A 19,303-nucleotide genomic window follows, 5' to 3' on the forward strand; every position below is an offset into this window, starting at 1 on the left:
CGCTAAACGATTTATCCAAAATGAGTTTCGACCATGCGCTGGCGGTGATACAATCGAATAAAGGGGAAGTAAACGCTTCGGGTGTAACGATCCCTTACGAGGCGCCGAAGCCGGTTCGGCTGGAGCAGGGCTTCAGCGGGCATTATCCTTCACAGAAAATCCCTATCCACAAGCAGATCCGGGAAACGGAAGCGGTGAAGTTCGAGGGGAAAGGCATTGTGTTTAAAGGGTATGTGCAGGGAAAGAAAGAATACACCGCGGAAGTGGATTTACTGGTCGACGGCAAGGTGGCAAAATCGGTAAGCCTACCCGCCAACCACACCACCCGCCGCGATGAAGTAGCGTATGTTTTTGAATTACCCGCGGGAAGCCATACGGCGGCCCTCCGTTGGAAGAACCCGCACGACAGCGCGAAGATCCAGGTGCTGGAGGCGCTCGTCTTCTCCCACCCGCCGGCCAAACACTGATACATGAAACATCTTCTTTTACTGGCGGCGCTTTTCACGGCGCCGCCAGTTTTTTCGCAACAAACCATCCGGATACCGGTGGCGGAAGTGATGGATAAAATCCGCGGCGGCTTGCTGGGGCAAATGCTCGGCAACCTCAACGGCATCCCGCATGAGTTCAAATAATTCCAGGAACCGGGTACGGTGGAAGGATATGTCCCCGCGCTGCCCAACGGCGCCTGGACGGACGACGATACCGATTTCGAATGGGTGTACATCCTGGAAATGCAGCGCCGGCAAACGGTGTTGCTGCCGTATGATACAATTACCGCGCTTTGGAAGTCGCGCATCAACAAAAACATCTGGTGCTCCAACCGCTATGCCCGCCACCTGATGGATATGGGCTTTACCCCTCCGGAAACGGGCGATCCGGTATTAAATCCCTGGGCCGCGTTCAACGTTTCCGGGCAGTTCCTTTGCGAAACCTTCGGGCTGCTGGCCCCTGCCATGCCGCAAACGGCCGCAAAGACCGGGCTGCATTACACACAGGTGGCTATCGGCGGCGAGCCCGCGCAAACCACGCAGCTCTTTACGGCCATGATCGCAACGGCCTTCCGGGAAAAGGATATCGATAAAATCCTTGACGCAGGCGCCGCCGCCGTTGATCCCCGTAGCCATACATTGCAGCTGATGGAAGAAGTGCGCCAGTGGCACCGGCAGTTCCCTGACGACTGGAAGCAAGCCCGCGTGCAGCTGCGCGACAAATACACACGGGAAAACGGCGGCATGCGCGATAAAAACGGAACGGAGCTGAACACAGGGGCCATCCTCCTGGCGCTCCGCTACGGCAAAGGCGATTTCGCCGCCACGCTGCAACTGGCCTTCAACCTTGGCTGGGACGCGGATTGCAACGCCGCCACCGTAGGCACCATCCTCGGCGCCATGCACGGCTACCGCGCAATGCTGGCGCAGGGCTGGAAAATCGTGGACCGATACAAAAACACGAGCCGCGACCATATGCCTGCCGATGAAACGATCACCAGTTTTGCGGACAGGCTGATCGAGCTTTTCGAACTGATCAATCATCAGCAGGGCGGGCGCCGTGAGCTGCGCGGCCATCAATGGGTTTATGCCATTCCCTCACAGCAACCTGCGCCGGTGGTGCGTATTGCAGCACAAACCGGCGCATTGCCCGGGGTGGCGCAGCTGTCGGCCATCATCCAAAATGGCAACCCGGAAGCAAAAGCCAGGGCTGCATATATGGCCGTCTGCCTCGGGCTCGATGGCACCCTTGCCCGGCAACACCCTGCCGCCTGGAAAAAAGCCGTCGCGCAATTGAACGGTTATTGGAAAGTGATGCAGAACATTTACGCCGGCGGTTTTCAAACGCTGGACGCTTTCGCGGAGCGCTTTACCCGCGCGGGTATTCATCCACCTGCCAATAAAATCCCGGATGCCGTCATGTATACCGACTCCATCGCCTGGAAACCGGCGCGGTGATTATCGGGCGTTCTCATTCCAATAATAACTGTCGGGTGTGGGCCGCTGCCCGAAAACCGCGGTGCCGACACGCACGATCGTAGCGCCTTCCGCGATGGCGGTTTCCAGGTCGCCGCTCATGCCCATCGACAGTTCCTTCATCTCCACACCCACCATTTGCTGCGCGGCGATTTCGTCGCGGAGATTGCGGAGCAGGCGGAAGCAGTCCCTTACTTTTACTGTGTCCGCACTGAATAACCCGATCGTCATCAAACCTTTTACCTTCAGCGTTTTTAACCCGGCAACGGCGCGTGTCAGCGCTACCGCTTCAGCCGGATGGACGCCGAATTTGCTGTCTTCTCCGGAGGTATTGACCTGGATGAGCACTTCCATCACTTTATTTTCCAACAGCAGTCTTTGGTGCAGTTTTTCGGCCAGTTCCAGCCGGTCGAGGGATTGGAGGCAGGTTACGTTGTATTTCAGCAGGTCTTTAATTTTATTGGTTTGCAGGTGGCCGATGAAGTGATTTTCGTGGGAAATATTTTCCAGCTCCGCGAACTTCTCTTTCAATTCCTGCACTTTGTTTTCCGCGATGAGCGTTTGCCCTGCTTCCAGCGCCAGGCGTATCCGCGCAGCGGGAACGGTTTTGGTGGCCAGCAGCAGGCGCACGTCGCCGGGGTTTCTCCCGGCCGATTCGCAGGCCGCTGTGATGCGGGCATTGATGGCGGCGAGGCTGGGCAGGATGTTATCGTTCATGGCAGGAAGTTTTATACGTAATGGCGAAGCCCGGCAGCCCGTGTCCAATGGACCAGCTGCCGGGTACTTCGGTGGGGAAAGATTATTTCAGGTCTTCGATGGATGCGCCGAAATTGATATGCAGCACATTGCCGTTGGGCGTTACGAGGGCGGGAACGGATTTGAGGCCGAGGGCTTCCGCTTCGCCCACCCTGTTCTTCTGATCACCGAGGTGCACCACTTCAACGTTTTCGGCGCCAACAAGGTTGATGATGTCGTGTTCCGCGCTCACGCAAACAGGGCAGCCCGCATGATAAAATACCGATTTTGCCATGATTTATATATTTAAAAGGAGTGAAAGAACTTTGTATTACGACACAAATTTACCCTACATTTGGACCAGCCAAATGATACAGTTTTCATAAAAACAGGTAGTCCAGATGCTCAGACCCTGGAAGCTGGAAATCCAGCTCAGCGATAAGGCCGGCAAAGCGGTATATCTCCAGATTGCAGACGCGATCGTGGCGGACATTCAATCGGGCCGTCTGAAAGGCGGCACCGCCCTCCCCGGGAGCCGCACCATGGCGCGGGATTTACAGGTGAACAGGAACACGATCGTGGAGGCGCTGAATGTGCTGTTGAACGAAGAATGGCTGGTGACCCGCGAGCGGAAAGGCACTTTCGTGGCCGATGTGTTCCCGGTAATCAAAAAGAGCCGGCCGGCTTCCGTTTCCCCGGCTCCCGCCCCCGCGCCGCATTACCGCATCAGTTTCGACGACGGCCACCCCGACAGCAAGATCGCGCCCATCGCCGAGCTGGCGCGCGCTTACAGGCAGATTTTCCAGCGAAAGGCGAAATGGCAGCTCATGGGTTATGGCAGCGAGCTGGGCGACGCAGGCTTCCGGCAGGCGATCGTGCAGATGCTGAACCAAAAGCGCGGCATGCAGGTAAACGAACAACAGCTCTGTATCACACGGGGCAGCCAGATGGCCATGTTCCTCACGGCGCAATGTTTATTGGAGAAAGATAGCTGCGTGATGGTGGAAAATCCCGGTTACCAGCCCGCCTGGAAAGCCTTCAGGCACGCGGGCGCCAAAGTCCTTCCCGTACGTGTGGACGCGGAAGGGCTGGTTATTGCCGACGTGGAAGCGCACCTGCGGTCGGGGCAACACATCAAAGCCCTTTACACCACGCCCCACCATCAATACCCGACCACCGTTACCCTGAGCCTGCAGAGAAGGCTGGAACTGATCCGGCTTTCGAACCAACACGGGTTTACCATCATCGAAGACGATTATGACAACGAGTTCCATTTCGGATACCGGCCCGTATTGCCGCTGTCGAGCTACGGGGAACTGAAACGCTTCGCCTACATTGGCACCATGAGCAAAGTAGTGGCCCCCGCGCTGCGGATCGGCTACCTCGCCAGCAACGTACCCGGGCTGATGGAGAAAGTGAGCGAGCTGCGGAAGATCATCGACGTGCAGGGCGACGCGATCATGGAGCAGGCCGTGCTGCAGCTGATCAGCGACGGCACCATCAAGCGACATCTCAAAAAAGCGACGCAATATTATCAATCCAAATGCGCTAACGCCGTGGCCCTGCTTCATAAGCACCTCCGGCACAAAGCTTCCTTCACCCCGCCCGACGGCGGCCTGGCGATCTGGATCGTACCCGCAAAGGCGCCCGACTGGCGGAAGGTATCCGAAAAACTGCAGGCCCAAGGCATCCGGGTCATTACTCCCGATGCATACAGTTGCGGGAAAACTATCAACGGGCTCAGGTTGAGTTACGGTGCCGTCTCAGAGGAACAACTGGAAGAGGGAATCAAAGCGCTGGCGGCGCTGCTGTAATAATTGCCGCCAAAACCACTTCCGGCGGATTTCCGTATATCCAGGCTACCGGTTTCTTCCCGCCGGGTTGCAAACAAATGAATTCCCGCAAGGACAAACGGCCGAGATTCATTTATATTAGAACATGATTATCAATTAAATACGAAGTATATATAAAAATATAACTAACATATTTTCCTGCCGGTTATATTTAAAACGTACTTTTATTCCAGATCCCTGTCGCATGAAAAAAACTGGTACCCCCCGGCCCCAAAGGTTCCAATCCACCGGCAATTCGCCTATGCAGGAGCACGAAAACACGTTTAGGAAGTCTTCCCGGAAAGCCGGGCTGGCGGCTTCGTCCCGCATTCCGTTGCCTGCACCGAAAGCGGCTCCCGGCATGCCCAGGTTTGGTACGAGGGCGCAGGAGGCGCCTACAGTGGAGCAGCTGAAAAAAATCCAGGCGGGCGCACCTTTCAAAACTTTTTATGTGCATGATGAAGACGACCGCGCGCCGGTGCTGGAGATCGTCTATCCTTACAACGTCATCTGCCTGCTGCAGATCAAATCGCATTACGGCCGCGACCCCTTGCAGGGAACGGGATTCTTCATTTCCCCCAAATGCATTCTCACCGCCGGCCACTGCGTGTTCGACCACGACTGGATGCAGTGGATCAAAGTGATTCCCGGAGCCCTCGGCGCCGAAGCGCCCTTCGGCCACGCCGTCGGCAAAACATTCAGGAGCGTGGAAGGCTGGACCGTTTCGAAAGATGCGGATTACGACTACGGCGCCAGCATCCTCGACGACGACAGCCTTTACCAAAAAATCAACGCCCACATCGGCTTCAAAGCCACGGCTATGCCCGCAAAGGTGGAGATCGCCGGATATCCCAAAGACAAAGGGCAGACACCCCACACCGCCCAGGGCCCCGTTTCCTCCCAGACGGGCACCCGGTACTTCTATCCCATCGATACCGAAGCCGGCAACAGCGGCAGCCCCATCTTTCCGCCGGGGAAACAGGGCGTTCAGGCCGTAGGCATCCATACCAACGGCAGCTTCCCGGAGAATTACGGGCTGCGGTTCCGGCCCGACCTGATCGACAGGATCAACGAATGGACATTACTTTAACCAACGCAATACCATGAAACGTATTTTCCTAACCTCAATCTCATTTCTTATGTGCTTCGGTTCCTTTGGCCAAAATGTAGTCTACAGCGGCTCCGGCGAAACCCGGAAGATCTCCGGTGAAGACCTGGACATCGTCCTGACCGCTTCCGCCATCGATATCCCTAAAGCGATACCAGGCCAGCAAAACGAAGCCGCCGGGCTGCTCGCGCTGATCCCTACCGCGGTGGATTTCGCGTTCAAGCTCACAACCAAAATGCTGGAAAACAGGGTAAAGAAATTTACCGCCGAATACAGCAAGCAAAAAAGCTACCTCGACGCCGGCAAAATGAAAATCCCGGATTTCGAGTTCGTCCGCAAGGTAAAGTTTGGCGCAGGCCAGCCGGAAGACGCGCTGCGCTTCAGGTTCAAGGCGCATCCGGTGGAGGGCGTCAGTGCCATCGTATATTATGTCGATAGTTACCAGCTGCAGTATTCTTCCGCGCTCACACAGCGCAACAGCCGGATGTTCGACTATACCATCGAAATTAAAATCACTTATATCGATCCGAAAAAAGAGAGCAAAACGATCGACGTGAAGCCCCTCGTCCTGAGCGCCCTCCCCTTCGCCAGCACAACTTTCGAAGCGCTGAAACACCGTACCGATTTCATCATTATCCCCGATGGTTCGATAGTTTCCAATGTAGCCCTGAAAATTGTTGAAACGAATCCCTATAAAGTGCGCGCCGAGAAGATCGTGGGCGTATGGAACGAATACAAGGACTCCGCCAAAACCATCATCAACAACTACCTCCCCAAAGCCGAGGAGAAGGAAAGCGGCAGCGGCAACTCCGGCTCGGGCGGTGCGCAGCAGGGACAGGCGTCCGGCGGCAACGCGGGCACCGGGAATACTCCACCGCAGACGTCCGGGAAGAATAAGACTACGGGGAATTAGGGCTTACACTTCAAACATTCGTGAATGAATGGACTCTCCAGCAGGTTTAACACCAGCAGGGCTTACCTGGTCGGGATCGGCAGATACGCTGCATTGCCGGAATTGCTGACGCCGGCGGATGATGTGCGGGCCCTCGCTGGGGTGCTGGCGCTTCATGAATTCGAACCGGCGAATATCCGTTGTGAAATTGACACTTCGCGCGCCTCATTCGAAGCGTTTATTTCCGGGATGCAGGCTACGATTGAAGACGGTGACCGCGTTATCTTCTATTTCGCCGGCCACGGGATGGCGCGCGAAACCGGATCAGGATTAAGCGGGTACATTTGCCCTGCAGACGCCAGCCGGACGGATATCCAGACCCACATTCCGATGTCCTGGTTGCTGGAACAGTTTTCAACATTGAAATGCAGGCACCTGCTCATTATACTGGATTGCTGTTTCGCGGGATCCATCCAGTGGGCAACGAGGTTCCGGGCCACTTACGACACCTTCGTCAAGAAAATATTCCGGGAGAAGTTCGACCGGTATGTAAGCGACCAGGCCTGGCAGATCCTCACTTCTTCGGCTTACGACGAAAAGGCGGTGGACGAATTGCTTAACCTTGGCGCGCGCGACAGCATCGTAACCGGCTCCAATTCGCCTTTTGCCAGGGTGTTGATCGAGGCGCTCAGCCCGATGGACCCCATTTCCCCGCTTTATTCCGAAGGTATCATTACCACGCTCAGGCTGTATGAATATATCGACACGCACCTCGATCAGCTTCTGCAGAGCGCCAACATCGGGCATACCCAATCGCCGATGTATATCTCGATGGCAGAGCATAAAAAAGGCCAGTTCATTTTCCTGACGCCCGCCCCGGGGCAGGATTTTGTCGGGCAATTAGCACCGCGGGAATTCAAGAATCCCTATAAAGGGCTGTTCAGTTATACCGCTGAAGACAGTTTCCTTTACTTCGGGCGGAAGCGTACGATCCAACGGCTTTTTCAGCTCGTCAGCGATCCCAAACGCAAGTCGGTATTGCTCAGCGGCGCATCGGGCGTTGGCAAAACTTCGATGGTGCAGGCAGGATTGCTGCCCCTGATGCAGCAAACGCACCCCAACCCTCCACTGATTTTCCGGCCGGGCTCGGTGAAAGACGATCCGGAAATACTGGCCAAGTTACTGTCGACGGCGAAGCAATACACCGCTCCATATGTACTCTTCGTGGATCAATGCGAGGAACTGGTAACCATTTGCACCGGAAGGGAACAGGCGGCGATCGAAGATTTTATCGGTCAGGTATTCGAGGATATGTACGCAACGATCATCTTTTCGGTTCGCAGCGACCTGGAAGCATCTTTGTCGGATCTCAAATTTTATCGCGCAGCGGCTCGCAACCGGGTAATCCTGCAACCTATTCTGCGGCAGGACATTAAAGAAATTATTCTGCAACCGGCGGCGCAGTGCATGGTGCAGTTCGTGTCGAATGGAGGAACGCCGGAAGACAATGAGATATTTATCAATGGTATTATTGATGAAGCAGCCAACTCCCATGGGAGCCTGCCCTTACTTTCGTTTACGCTGCAGCAGTGGTTTGAAAAAAGTGTGGCGGAAAATGATGCGACATGGGTGCTGCATGAAAGAGAATATTTGGAACTGGGTGGCATCAACGGCGCATTGAGCAATATGATGGACCGCTATTACCAACATCTTTCCACCGACCTGGAAATTGCCACGCTGAAGAACCTCCTGCTGCGGATGACGGCCGTCACCAACGAAGTGGATCTTTCCAGAAAAAAAATCTACCTCGACGAGCTGCAATTCCGCCATCCTGCTCAAACAAAAACTGTCCGCAAAATACTGAGTGATCTCGCCACGCATAAAATCATTTTCACCAATACAGAAATCCACGGCGTTGCGCCCGGAGATGGAGCAGACACCACACCTGGGCTGGAGCGCATTTATTTCGAGCCTGCGCACGACTCCCTCGTTAATGCATGGCCGCAGATGCGGAAATGGCTGAAAGAAGAAGGCGCCCGCAGCATCGAGATCCGCGAACAGCTTATCGACGCCATCCGGAAATGGAAGGAAAACCCGCAGGATACCGGCTTACTGTGGAACGACCGCCCGGAGCTCAGGCATCTTAGGCAACAGTTCGAAAACATCCCGGCTATCAATATCCCGCTCCGCGATGCGCCGGCCAGCGTTCTGAATATGCTAAGCTTCGGCAGATACCCTCCCATCGCCGAAAAGCCGGATCATAATTTCACGCAGGATGAAGCCGGTTTTATCGGGCATTCGATTCATAAAGTCCGCAGGGCGAAAGGGAGGGTGCACCTATTGGTGACGGGAATCGTAATGCTGGTCGGTGTTGCGATATTTTATCTGCAGAAGCTGGTGGCGGAAGAAAAGCTTTCCAACGCCCGCCTGCTCACGACCGTGGCTACGCACATTTCTTCCAACCAGAATAACAAGGCGATGGAGCATCTCAGTTTCGCCTGGAAAATGCTCCCTTCCAGCGATTCCCTGTTGAGGGCGTCTATCCTGCAAACCTGGCGAAAGCGGTCGGTCAACCCTTATTATTTTCTGCATGAAGTGATAGACAGCCTGGTTTACCCGGGATTTGACTTTGCGCGCAATTACCCGATCAGGAACGATACAGGCGCCGTTACCGGCGTCCACATCCTGACCGACACCGTAATTGTCACGATTAATTTTCTTGACTGGAAAATAGATACTTCCCGGATTCCCATACCATTCTACCGGCATGGCGATAACCGCGAAAGATCTATCTATTATGCACCAAAGCAAAATCGTTTTATTGGGGTATACGAAGGCGACTCTTCTGTTCATTTGTTCCAGCCGCGCGGGAATGTGCAAACCCTGAAGTTACCTGCCGCCAATGGAGATGAAGCAATGCAGTTTGCGATGGATATGCAACTCGCAGTTCACATTAGCAAAAATGTTGTACGCATTTTAGATTTAAAAGATGGCGGAACTCGTGTACTACCATTAACAAATCCTGATATTGCACTTTTGTCGGCCGATAGAAATTACATTTTCCTGGTAAAGCAACAACGTTTAAGCGTTCTTGATTTCAACGGCACGGTACTTCACAGCGTACAGTTACAAGGCCCCGCTTTCCGACCAGCCGAAGTAACTTCTGCAAACTTCCACCCACATGCTTCCGCCGTCACATTATCGTCTGCAACTTCCGGATGGAACCAACGTATTTATAACAAGTCGGGCAAACTTATTTTCAATCGCGGGACAAGCAAAATGATCCGGTACCGGAAAGATCATTTCCTGGTGTTTGATGAAAAATATTCGTTTGAAAAAATTGATTTCAGCGGAAAAAACACCGGGAAGATTTTCGCAAGAATGGAAACAGACAATGCATATAGTCTTGGCAGAATAAAGGATACCACTTACCTGTTTGACGAGCAAGATCAGAAAATTACCCCTTTACCTTTCTTCGATTATAATGGCTTGATAAATCATCATAACCTCCGGGCATCTTTGTATCTGGCTAACAGTCATTTGATTCTCCTAAAAGATAGATTCAGGGGAAACTCAAATGACACCGTTTTTCTTGTCACATTAAATTCCCGTTACCCGATCCCACTTACTACAGATTTTGATACATTCTATCCCTTTACTTCGGGCCATAAAAATTACCTGGTCGCCATCGACGCGAACAAAGCGGTATTGAAAGTTAAAGTATGGGACCTGCATCATGTGCTGTCTATGGCGAACGGAAGAAAGCTCCATGTAATCCCCGAACAGATCATGCGTTACTGGGACACCTGTCACGCCTGGACGAGGTCCATGTTACCGTAATGGCGCCTGCACCATGCCCGCCCCGAAATCTTCGATATTATAGCGATGGATGCCGTTGATTTCGGCGTTGTATATAAGATTGGTTTTCAATTGCTCTGCGGTAAACCTGCGCATCTCCTTCATTTTTTGTACCCATAAAGCCGCCACGCCCGCCACGTGCGGCGTGGCCATGCTGGTGCCGCTGAGTTCCGTGAGGCCGTTCTGCAGGTCGGCGGAGAGGATATCCACACCGGGCGCACTGAGGCTGGGGCCCACATTCGAAAAAGACGCCAGTTCCCAGCCGTCGCCCCGCTGGCCGAGGGCGCCCACGGAAACGAATCCTTCCGAAACCGCCGGCGGCGATACCGATATTTTGTAATGCGGATGATCGCTTTCGTTCCCCGATGCGGCGAACAGCAGCGCGGGCTCGTTCACGCCGGCCAGGGCCGAAGTTTTAACCAGTTCAGCGATATCCTCGAACAGCAACACATTCTTCCGGTAACCTTCCAATGCGATAGAAGTAGCCGCTTCCACTTTCCAGTTGTCGGCCACCAACTCTGCCACGTACCCTGGGAAGTCGATCCCCAGCGACATGCAGATCACATTGGCGCCTTTGCCCAGCGCCCAGTTGATGGCTTTCACGATAGAGCCGCTGTCGCCCCCGTTACGCCCGATCACCTTGGCGATGAGCGCCTGCGAAATCCCCGGCGCCACGGCGATGCGGGTTCCGAACGTATCTTTCCCGAAAATGGTGCCGGCCACATGCGTCCCATGCCCGTCGATATCGCCATTGCCGTCGTTGGTAAAATCTTCTTCTATGATGTCGATCCCATTAAAGCAGGGATGCGCCCGGTGAATGCCCGTGTCCAGTACGGCAACTTTCACATCTTTCCCTGTAAACGTCGATTTATCCGCCCCCACTGCCTGAATGCCCCAGGCGATGCCGCCCGTGGTTCCCTCTTTCTTCTTCTTATCTTTCGGCGTTATCAGCCGCAGCGGCATCACCGGCGTGACGGATAAAACCTCCGGGTTGTCTTTCCTCAACCTTTCCGCCTTTCCCGGATCGAGCTTTTCGAAGGAAACGTTGACGGAGGAAGGCTCGATGCTTTCGATGGATTTGAAACCTGGCTGGCCATCAGCCGGAGCGGCGCCGAAGATGGAACGGGTGCGGGGTACATTAACCGCCTTCTTCGCGCTGAGAACGATGTAAGATTCAGGCATATGGGGTAAATTTATAAATTATATAAAATCAAGGGAAAAGGAGCGGATTCACGATACCTAAATATACGGTAAATTCCCCGTCACCGAAAAAACCTCCCACGATGCGGCATAAAAAAAACGTACCGCGGCAAAGGCCACGGCACGCACTCCATTATATATATCGATCGGGTGAGAAAATACCTATTTGGTCATTTTGAAAAGTCCCATCACGGCTTTCCCCTGCACTTTCGCGCCTTTGGTTCCTTTGGCGGTGGCGAGGTCCACTTTGTACATGTGGATGCCTTCACCGTTCTGCACCTGCAGGTACGCTACGGTTTTATCCACAACACAACCGTATTGGAGGCTACCGCCGGTGTGCAGGGGCACGCCGGCTACATCGGTGATGGTTTTGGTGCTGAAATCGATGATGGCCAGGCGGCAATCGCGGTTGGTCCATTTATCGCCGGCAACGTGATCTTTGAAGCTGAAAATCTGCGCCAGGGCTTTACCGCCGCCGATGTATTTCATCGCGCAGAGTTTGTAGCCGCCCGTGGCGGTTTCTATGTTGAAGAAATAATCCTTGTCGAAATCGGTCGTCCCGTTTTTGATGCGCAGGATGCCGGAAGGTTTGGAGGAAGGCACGTTGCCCGCGGCGATGGCGCCGGCTGCCGAATAGGTGTACACGTCGCCACTTTCCGTAATGGCCAGTACGTCGTTGCTGGCGTATCGGCCCAGGGTGCCGGTGCGGTCATCCTTGATCACTTTTTCCAGTTTCAGTTCAGGATAGGAATAGATGGCGAGATACGCGGAATCAGCATATTCCGTATCGAAGCTGGAATTCCTGATCTGGAAGAAAGGCGCGAACACTTTGTTGCCTACCAGTCTTACATCATTAAAATATGCCCATTCCTTGCCATTGTTGGCGGCTTCGAATACGTTGATTTTGGCTTGCTTGTCCACCCGCATGTTGGACGCATTGATCTCGTAGAACGTGGCTTCAGCGGAGCCATCCCGGGGCACGAACATGCCGAACAGGCGGTTTTCGTCTACCACGCCGCGCGCATGCAGGCGCAGGATGGAGAATTCGCCGTTCTTTTTGGTCAGGATGCCTTTATCGTTCAAAGCATAACCCGGAACGATGTTGGTGCCCTGGTAAGTGATGCTCAGCAGGGTTTTGCCCACCACTTCATACATACGGTAGCTTTTTTGTTCGATGCCCTGGCCAACGGGAGTGATGAGGCCGGTCATCAGGTCCTTGCTCTGCAGCACGTAGTCGGTGGCTTCGGAAGCACTGCCTTCCGCCGTAACGGCGATTACGAATGTGCTGTTGTCTTCGTTAACAAGATCATCCGGGTTCACTTCTTTCTTGTCGCTGGAACAGGAAGATGCGGAAACGATCATGGCGGCGGCTAAGGCCGGCATCCAGAATTGTACTTTTCTCATGTTTTTATAGTTCTATATGTTTGATTAATATTTGCTGAGGAAGTAGCGCAGCTTTACGTAGAAAGCACGGCCGGGCTTTTGCAGCATAAAGTTGTCGTACAGCCGCTCATCGGTCAGATTGCGGCATTCGAGCGATACATTATACTTCCCGTTTTGTAAAACATAGGTAGCCGAAATATCGTGCGACAACTGTTTGGGGATATCGTTCTTCTCCCAGCTATAGCCAAACCCAGGCCATTTCAGGTAATATGCATGTACATAATTAAGGTGGTAATTCAGGGCGAGGCGCGCATGCGAGAAACCTACTTTTTTGAATTTAACACCAAGATCCAGGTTACCGAACAGGTATGGGATATTAGGTATCTGGTCTTTGTAAATCGGGCTTATTTCATTGCTGCTTTCCCTTTCATGCCGGGTGGTATTGATCAGGTGCTGATAAGTAGCGTTCATGGCGGCGGTGAAAAAATCGCTGTAAGCATATTTTACATCTGCATCACCTCCCAACATCCGCACATCCCGAAGGTTTACGATCTGGACACGGGTATCGCTGGCATCCATGCGGATAAAATCTTTCGCGCCGCGGAAGAGCGCCGTGCCTTCCATCACCAGCCGGTGCTGCTCCCCGAACTTGCGGGAGTAAACCGCACCCAGGTTAAGGTTGTCACTGCTTTCGGGGAGCAGGTTGATGTTTGCGATAACATTCGCACCGTCTCCGAACATCTCCTCGCCTTCCGGCAGGCGGTAAGTTTTCTCGTACGAAAATTTCAATTGCAGGTTGCTGAACAGGAAATAGGAAGTCGCAAGTCCATATCCCGTTGCGGAAAAAGCGTTATCGACCGGCACATAGCGTGGATTCGTGTAGATATCCACTTTCTGCGTGCTTTCCCCGTTCACGATATATTGCTTGGCAAATACGGAAGTCGACCACTTGTCGTTGTAATCATATTTATACCCGAGGCCGATTACCGATTTACGAAGTTTCTTCGGCTGTTGATTTGCCAGATCATTGGGCTTTAGCGGATCGCGGCCCTGGCGGTCAAAGCTCGAAAATGTAAAGTTAATGCCCGCGGAGTGCCCTTGGCCTATGTTATAACTGAGGCTGGATTTGGCGATCGCCAGGTTATTGGAGAATTTGTAGAGGCTTCTGCCGTTTTCCGCACCGGGAACGTATTGTCCATCTTTGTTGAAAGTATTGTCTATGCATTCGCCTGCCCAGTTATATACGCGGTTAACCGTATCCACGTCCTGCGTACTGCCGAAGTTGTAGCTGCCATAGAGGTTGAAGTCAAGGCCTTTGATAAACAAGTCGCTCTTCTTATACTTCAATGTCGGCATGATGGTCGTGCTTTGCTGATTCCAACCTCCATATACCCGCGACATTTGCGCCGCCGTTTGTATCTGCCGGTCGTTTTGGGAAAGAATGATGCCGAGCAGCAACCTGTCTGCATACTTTTTTCCCGTCACGCCGAGTTCCACCTGTGCGGTTTCGGATTTGTACCGGTCATGAAACCGGCGCAGCCTGCGCTCGGGGCCTACTTCGTGGGTAACCAGATCCGTAACCGGTGTATGCACCCAATAATTGTTATCTGAATAATTCTGGAAGAAGTTCCCCTGCACGGTAAGCCCCGTTTTCTCATCGGTATACCCCGCGCTCACGGCGCTGCGGTGGGTGTTGAAGGAACCGTAGGAATAGGAAACATCCAGGTAGCGCCGCGTTTTGACATTGGTAACGATGTTCACGGCCCCGCCCAGCGCATCGGCGCCCAGCCAGATGGGCACAACGCCTTTATATACTTCGATGCGGTCGGCGAGGTTGATGGGGATATTATTCAGGGAGAGGGAAGAACCGAAATTATCCATGGGCACGCCATCCAGGAAGAACTTCACCTGCCTGCCGGAAAACCCGTTGAGCGAGAAGTTGAATCCCGAACCGAGGCCGCCCTCTTCCCGGACCCGCACGCCGGCCGTTTTGCCGAGTACCTGGTTGAGATCCTGCGAGCTGTTGTGAAGCGGCTTCGCGTCGATGGAAGTAACGGCATAGGATTGGCGGTTCACTTGCTGGCTGGCCGTCAACCCGGTTACATTCACTTCTTTCACCTGCGCCGCTTTGCGGAACAGCACAACGTCCAGCGTAGCTTTTTCGCCGGCCTGCAGGGTCATGGTTTTAACGATCCGGGAAAAGCCCACGGCGGAAAATTCGATGGTAAGGGTGCCGGGCTTGATGTTACCGAGCAGGTAGACGCCCTGGTGGCTGGCGGAAGCCCCCTGCCGGGAGCCTCCCACTCTTATGGACGTGCCCGGTACGGGAGCGCCTTCATTGTCTTTTACCGTTCCCGAAAGTGAGGCTGGTTGCTGCGCCCACAGGGTGAAAACGGACAGGCATAGCAAACCCGTTAACAATATTTGCTTATATTGCATCGCTTGAAATTTGAACGATTGAAAGCTCCACCCACAAGGTGGATAGCCGTACAGTTGGCGCTGTGCGGCTTTTTTTATGCTTAATTGGCGGGGGCAAAGGTGCGTAAGGAAAACTTTAACATATGATCGGATTCGGAAAAGTATTTGCGCGATGCGGAAAACCGTCGTTCGCCAATCCACTCACAAGATGTTATAGCTCCGCACCCCCAAAATGCGCAAGCCCCGCAAATCGATGCGAGGCCTGCTTTTCCGGAGGTTTTTCATGCTTATTATTTCCAACCGCCGCCCAGCGCGCGATACACGCCCACAAGGGCCTGCATCTGCTGCAATTGGGTTTCGATCAGCTCGAATTTCGATTCCAGCGCGTCGCGCTGCGTCAGGAGCACTTCCATGTAATCCGCACGGGCGGAGGCAAAAAGGCTGTTAGAGATGTCGATGGATTGCGTGAGCGCATCCACCTGCCTGACCTGCAACGCACTCCGCTTATCCAGGTTGCCGATCTTCGACAACTGGTTCACCACTTCCACATACGCATTCAGGATCGTCCGCTCGTATTCGTACACCGACTGGATCTGCTTCGCGTTCGCATTGTAATACGCGGCCTTGATGGCGTTCCGGTTCACGAGCGGCGCCACGAGGTCGCCGGCGAGTGAATACAACAGTGATTCCGGTGTTTTGACGAGGTACGATGGATTGAAAGCCCTGTACCCCACGCCCGCCGTAATGCCAAGTGAAGGGTAAAACTGCGCGCGGGCGGATTTCACATCCAGCTTCGCGGCAGCCAGGTTCAATTCCGCCTGCCGGATGTCGGGCCGGTTAGCCAGCAGGTCTGCAGGAATGCCGGCGCTGACTTTCGCCGCAGCGCTGCCGAACGCCTGATCGTTCCGGCGGATCGGTTGCGGATAGCGGCCTGCCAGGAAATTGATCTTGTTTTCGGTTTCGGTGATGCGCTGCAGGATGTCGAAACGAAGGCTTTGCGTCCGCAGCACTTCCGCTTCAAACTTCCGTACCGCCAGCTCCGTGACGCGCGTGGCTTCTTTCTGCAATTTCACCACGTCCAGCGCGTTCGTCTGGATGGCGATATTCTGGTCCACGATCTCCAGCTGCCTGTCGAGTGCGAGCAGTTCGTAATACGAGGCGGCGATCTCGGCGATGAGGTTGGTCACCACGAAATTCCGTCCTTCCACGGTAGCCAGGTACCGCGCGGCGGCGGAGTTCTTCGCGTTGCGCAGCTTGTGCCAGATATCGACTTCCCAACTGGCGAACGCTCCCACGAGGAAGTCGCCCAGCGGTTCGGGCATTTCTTTTCCTTCTTTGATCTCGGTATTGGCATCATTGGCGCCCTGGCTGGTGTAGCGGCCAACTTTTTCAACACCCGCGCCCGCGCGGAGCCCTACGGAAGGCAGGTACTCGCCTTTCCGGGCGCGCACTTCGTTCCGGGAAATTTCGATTTCCTGCAGCACGATGTTCAGCTCCTGGTTCCGCTGCAACGCGGTATCGATGAGCGATGCCAGGTCGGCGTCGCCGAAAAATCCCTTCCAGGCAACGGGAGCCGTACTTGCGCCGGAAGCCCCGCTGAATGCGGCTGGCACGTTTCTATCCGCCTCTTTGCCCGTTACCGCAGGGATCCTGCATGCCGTGTAAGCCAGGCAGGCCCCGCTGAGCGCGATGTATGTAAAATATCGACGTTTAAACATTGTGTTCTAATTCTTCTGTTAATGGATTTTCTTCTTCGTCGCGGATGAGCTTTCGTTTTTCCGCGATGCGCCCGAAGATGTAATACAGGCCGGGGATAACGAGCACCCCGCCCAGGGTCCCCAGGATCATGCCGCCGGCCGAAGCCGCGCCGATGGTCCGGTTGCCGATGGCGCCGGGGCCCGTGGCAAACACCAGTGGGATCAGCCCCGCGATAAACGCCAGCGATGTCATGAGGATCGGGCGGAAACGCACCCTCGCCCCTTCGATCGCCGCTTCCAGCACAGGCATGCCCGACCGGTGCTTCTGTACGGCAAACTCCACGATCAGCACCGCGTTCTTGCCCAGCAAGCCCACGAGCATCACCAGCCCCACCTGCGCGTAAATATCGTTGGCCAGCCCCATCGCCTTCACCAGCAAAAAAGCGCCGAACACGCCCGCAGGCAACGACAGCACCACCGCCAACGGAAGTATAAAGCTCTCATATTGCGCCGCCAAAATCAGGTACACGAAGGCCAGCACGATGAGGAAAATGTACAAAGCCTCGTTGCCGCGCTCCGATTCATCTTTCGACAACCCTTCCCAATCGATATCATACCCGCGCGGCAACGTCTGCGCCGCCACCTGCCGGATCGCCTCGATGGCCTCGCCGCTGCTATACCCCGCAGCAGGCTCGCCGCGGATCGCGGATGATGTGTACATATTGTACCGCGTGATCTCGTTCAGGCCATGCGTTTTCCGGATCGACATGAACGCCGAATACGGCACCATCTCGTCTCGGTCGTTCTTTACATACAATTTCATCAGGTCGTCGGGCAGCGCGCGGTATTCGGGCGAAGCCTGCACGTATACTTTCAAGGCCGTACCGAAGCGGACAAACCCCAGTTCGTACGTACTCCCGATCAAAATCGACAGGTTATCCATGGCCTTGCCGATGGAAACACCCTTCTGCATGGCGGCTTTGTTGTCGATCTGGAGCTCGTACTGCGGGTAGTTGGCGCTGAAGAACGTGAACAGCCCCGTCAGCTCTTTCCGCTTCCCGAGGGCAGCCATGAAATCGTCGTTCACTTTTTCCAGTTCCTTGTAATCGTCGTTGTTGGTCTTATCAAGCAGGCGAAGTGCAAATCCACCCGCGGCGCCGTAGCCCGGCACAGCCGGCGGACCGAAAAACTCGATCGTGGCGCCGGGTATCTCGTGGGCTTTCTCTTCCAGCTCCTCGATGATCTCCGTCACGTTGTGCTTGCGCTCCGACCAGTCTTTCAGGTTGATCAGGCAGGTACCGGCGTTGGAACCGCGGCCTTCCGTCAACACTTCATACCCCGCCAAAGCCGATACGGAACGGATCCCGTCCACTTTTTCGGCGATCTCCTGCAACTTCCGCGCGATCTCGTTGGTACGCTCCAGCGTGGAGCCGGGAGGCGTCTGGATGATGGCGTAGATCATGCCCTGGTCTTCATTTGGGATAAAACCTGTCGGCAGGTTCTTCGAAATACCGAAAATGCCCACGCCGCAACCGATGAGCACGGCCCAGGTGATCACTCTGCGGTTGACGATCAGGAGCAAAAGTTTTTCGTACCGCCCGGTCAGCTTGCCGAAAGCGCGGTTGAAACCGTCGATGAACTTATCGATGGGATTTTTCTTCTTGGGTTTGCCATGATTATTTTTCAGGATCATGGCGCACAGCACCGGCGTAAGTGTCAGCGCCACCACACCCGACAATACGATGGAAGTGGCCATGGTCACGGCGAACTGCCGGTAAAAGATCCCCACCGGCCCCGACATGAACGCCACCGGGATAAACACCGCCGCCATCACAAACGTGATCGCCACAATGGCGCCGCTGATCTCGTGCACCACTTTCACCGTGGCCGCGTAGGGCGACAAATTCTCCTCTTCCATCTTTGCATGCACCGCTTCTATCACCACGATCGCATTATCCACCACGATCCCGATCGCCAACACCAAGGCGAACAATGTGATGAGGTTGATCGTCAACCCGAACAGCTGCATAAAGAAAAACGCGCCCACCAGCGAAACTGGCACGGCCAGCGTGGGGATGAGCGTAGAACGCCAGTCGCCCAGGAAGATGAACACCACGATCGCCACGAGGATGAACGCCTCGCCCAGCGTGTGTATCACTTTTTCGATGGATGCGTCCAGGAAGCTTGATACGTCGTAGCTGATTTCATAATCCATT

General features: G+C 54.4%; 14 protein-coding genes. 7 read left to right on the top strand and 7 right to left on the bottom strand.

The annotated features are described in order from the left end of the window. The 3 genes from Q0510_RS23675 to Q0510_RS23685 all read left to right on the top strand — a co-directional run. On the top strand, positions 1-467 hold a 467-nt coding region (locus Q0510_RS23675; protein ID WP_298717384.1), incomplete at its 5' end, for a hypothetical protein. Positions 468-470: 3 nt separating this feature from the next. After that, the gene (locus tag Q0510_RS23680; RefSeq protein ID WP_298717386.1) at positions 471-632 is read left to right on the top strand and encodes a hypothetical protein; all 162 of its coding nucleotides are present in this window, start codon (positions 471-473) and stop codon (positions 630-632) included. Positions 633-650: 18 nt separating this feature from the next. Continuing rightward, positions 651-1,946, top strand: a complete 1,296-nt coding sequence (locus tag Q0510_RS23685; RefSeq protein ID WP_298717389.1) for an ADP-ribosylglycohydrolase family protein — start codon at positions 651-653, stop codon at positions 1,944-1,946. Here Q0510_RS23685 and Q0510_RS23690 read toward each other — a convergent pair whose 3' ends face one another. Next, entirely contained in the window at positions 1,947-2,681 is a 735-nt protein-coding gene (locus Q0510_RS23690) for a YggS family pyridoxal phosphate-dependent enzyme (protein WP_298717391.1), read from the bottom strand. An 82-nt stretch (positions 2,682-2,763) separates the two neighbouring features. Continuing rightward, positions 2,764-2,994 carry a thioredoxin family protein gene (locus Q0510_RS23695; RefSeq protein ID WP_298717393.1) on the bottom strand — a complete coding sequence of 77 codons (231 nt, stop codon included), beginning with the start codon at positions 2,992-2,994 and terminating at the stop codon, positions 2,764-2,766. A gap of 106 nt (positions 2,995-3,100) precedes the next feature. Between Q0510_RS23695 and Q0510_RS23700 the strand changes: the two genes are divergently transcribed. From Q0510_RS23700 to Q0510_RS23715, 4 genes are all read left to right on the top strand, one after another. Next, positions 3,101-4,513, top strand: coding sequence for a PLP-dependent aminotransferase family protein (locus Q0510_RS23700; protein ID WP_298717395.1), 1,413 nt, complete (start codon positions 3,101-3,103; stop codon positions 4,511-4,513). Positions 4,514-4,736: 223 nt separating this feature from the next. Further along, positions 4,737-5,621 carry a trypsin-like peptidase domain-containing protein gene (locus tag Q0510_RS23705; RefSeq protein ID WP_298717398.1) on the top strand — a complete coding sequence of 295 codons (885 nt, stop codon included), beginning with the start codon at positions 4,737-4,739 and terminating at the stop codon, positions 5,619-5,621. Between the two features lie 49 nt (positions 5,622-5,670). Continuing rightward, a complete protein-coding gene (locus tag Q0510_RS23710; RefSeq protein WP_298717401.1) occupies positions 5,671-6,552 on the top strand; it encodes a hypothetical protein in 882 nt (293 codons plus the stop codon). Positions 6,553-6,576: 24 nt separating this feature from the next. Beyond that, positions 6,577-10,371 carry a caspase family protein gene (locus Q0510_RS23715; RefSeq protein WP_298717405.1) on the top strand — a complete coding sequence of 1,265 codons (3,795 nt, stop codon included), beginning with the start codon at positions 6,577-6,579 and terminating at the stop codon, positions 10,369-10,371. On the opposite strand, the gene Q0510_RS23720 is transcribed toward Q0510_RS23715, so the two are convergent. From Q0510_RS23720 to Q0510_RS23740, 5 genes are all read right to left on the bottom strand, one after another. After that, entirely contained in the window at positions 10,363-11,571 is a 1,209-nt protein-coding gene (locus Q0510_RS23720; protein ID WP_298717408.1) for a S8 family serine peptidase, read from the bottom strand. The genes Q0510_RS23715 and Q0510_RS23720 overlap by 9 nt on opposite strands. Positions 11,572-11,751: 180 nt before the next feature. Continuing rightward, complete coding sequence (locus Q0510_RS23725) at positions 11,752-12,993, bottom strand: DUF4374 domain-containing protein (RefSeq protein WP_298717411.1); 1,242 nt, start codon at positions 12,991-12,993, stop codon at positions 11,752-11,754. 24 nt (positions 12,994-13,017) lie between these two features. Further along, the gene (locus Q0510_RS23730) at positions 13,018-15,411 is read right to left on the bottom strand and encodes a TonB-dependent receptor (RefSeq protein ID WP_298717414.1); all 2,394 of its coding nucleotides are present in this window, start codon (positions 15,409-15,411) and stop codon (positions 13,018-13,020) included. Positions 15,412-15,680: 269 nt separating this feature from the next. Next, entirely contained in the window at positions 15,681-17,108 is a 1,428-nt protein-coding gene (locus tag Q0510_RS23735; protein WP_298717417.1) for a TolC family protein, read from the bottom strand. Then, the coding region (locus tag Q0510_RS23740; protein ID WP_298717420.1) for an efflux RND transporter permease subunit at positions 17,101-19,303 on the bottom strand (2,203 nt) is incomplete at its 5' end. The genes Q0510_RS23740 and Q0510_RS23735, both read right to left, overlap by 8 nt.

The sequence above is a fragment of the uncultured Chitinophaga sp. genome (assembly GCF_937874145.1).
GTDB lineage: Bacteria > Bacteroidota > Bacteroidia > Chitinophagales > Chitinophagaceae > Chitinophaga.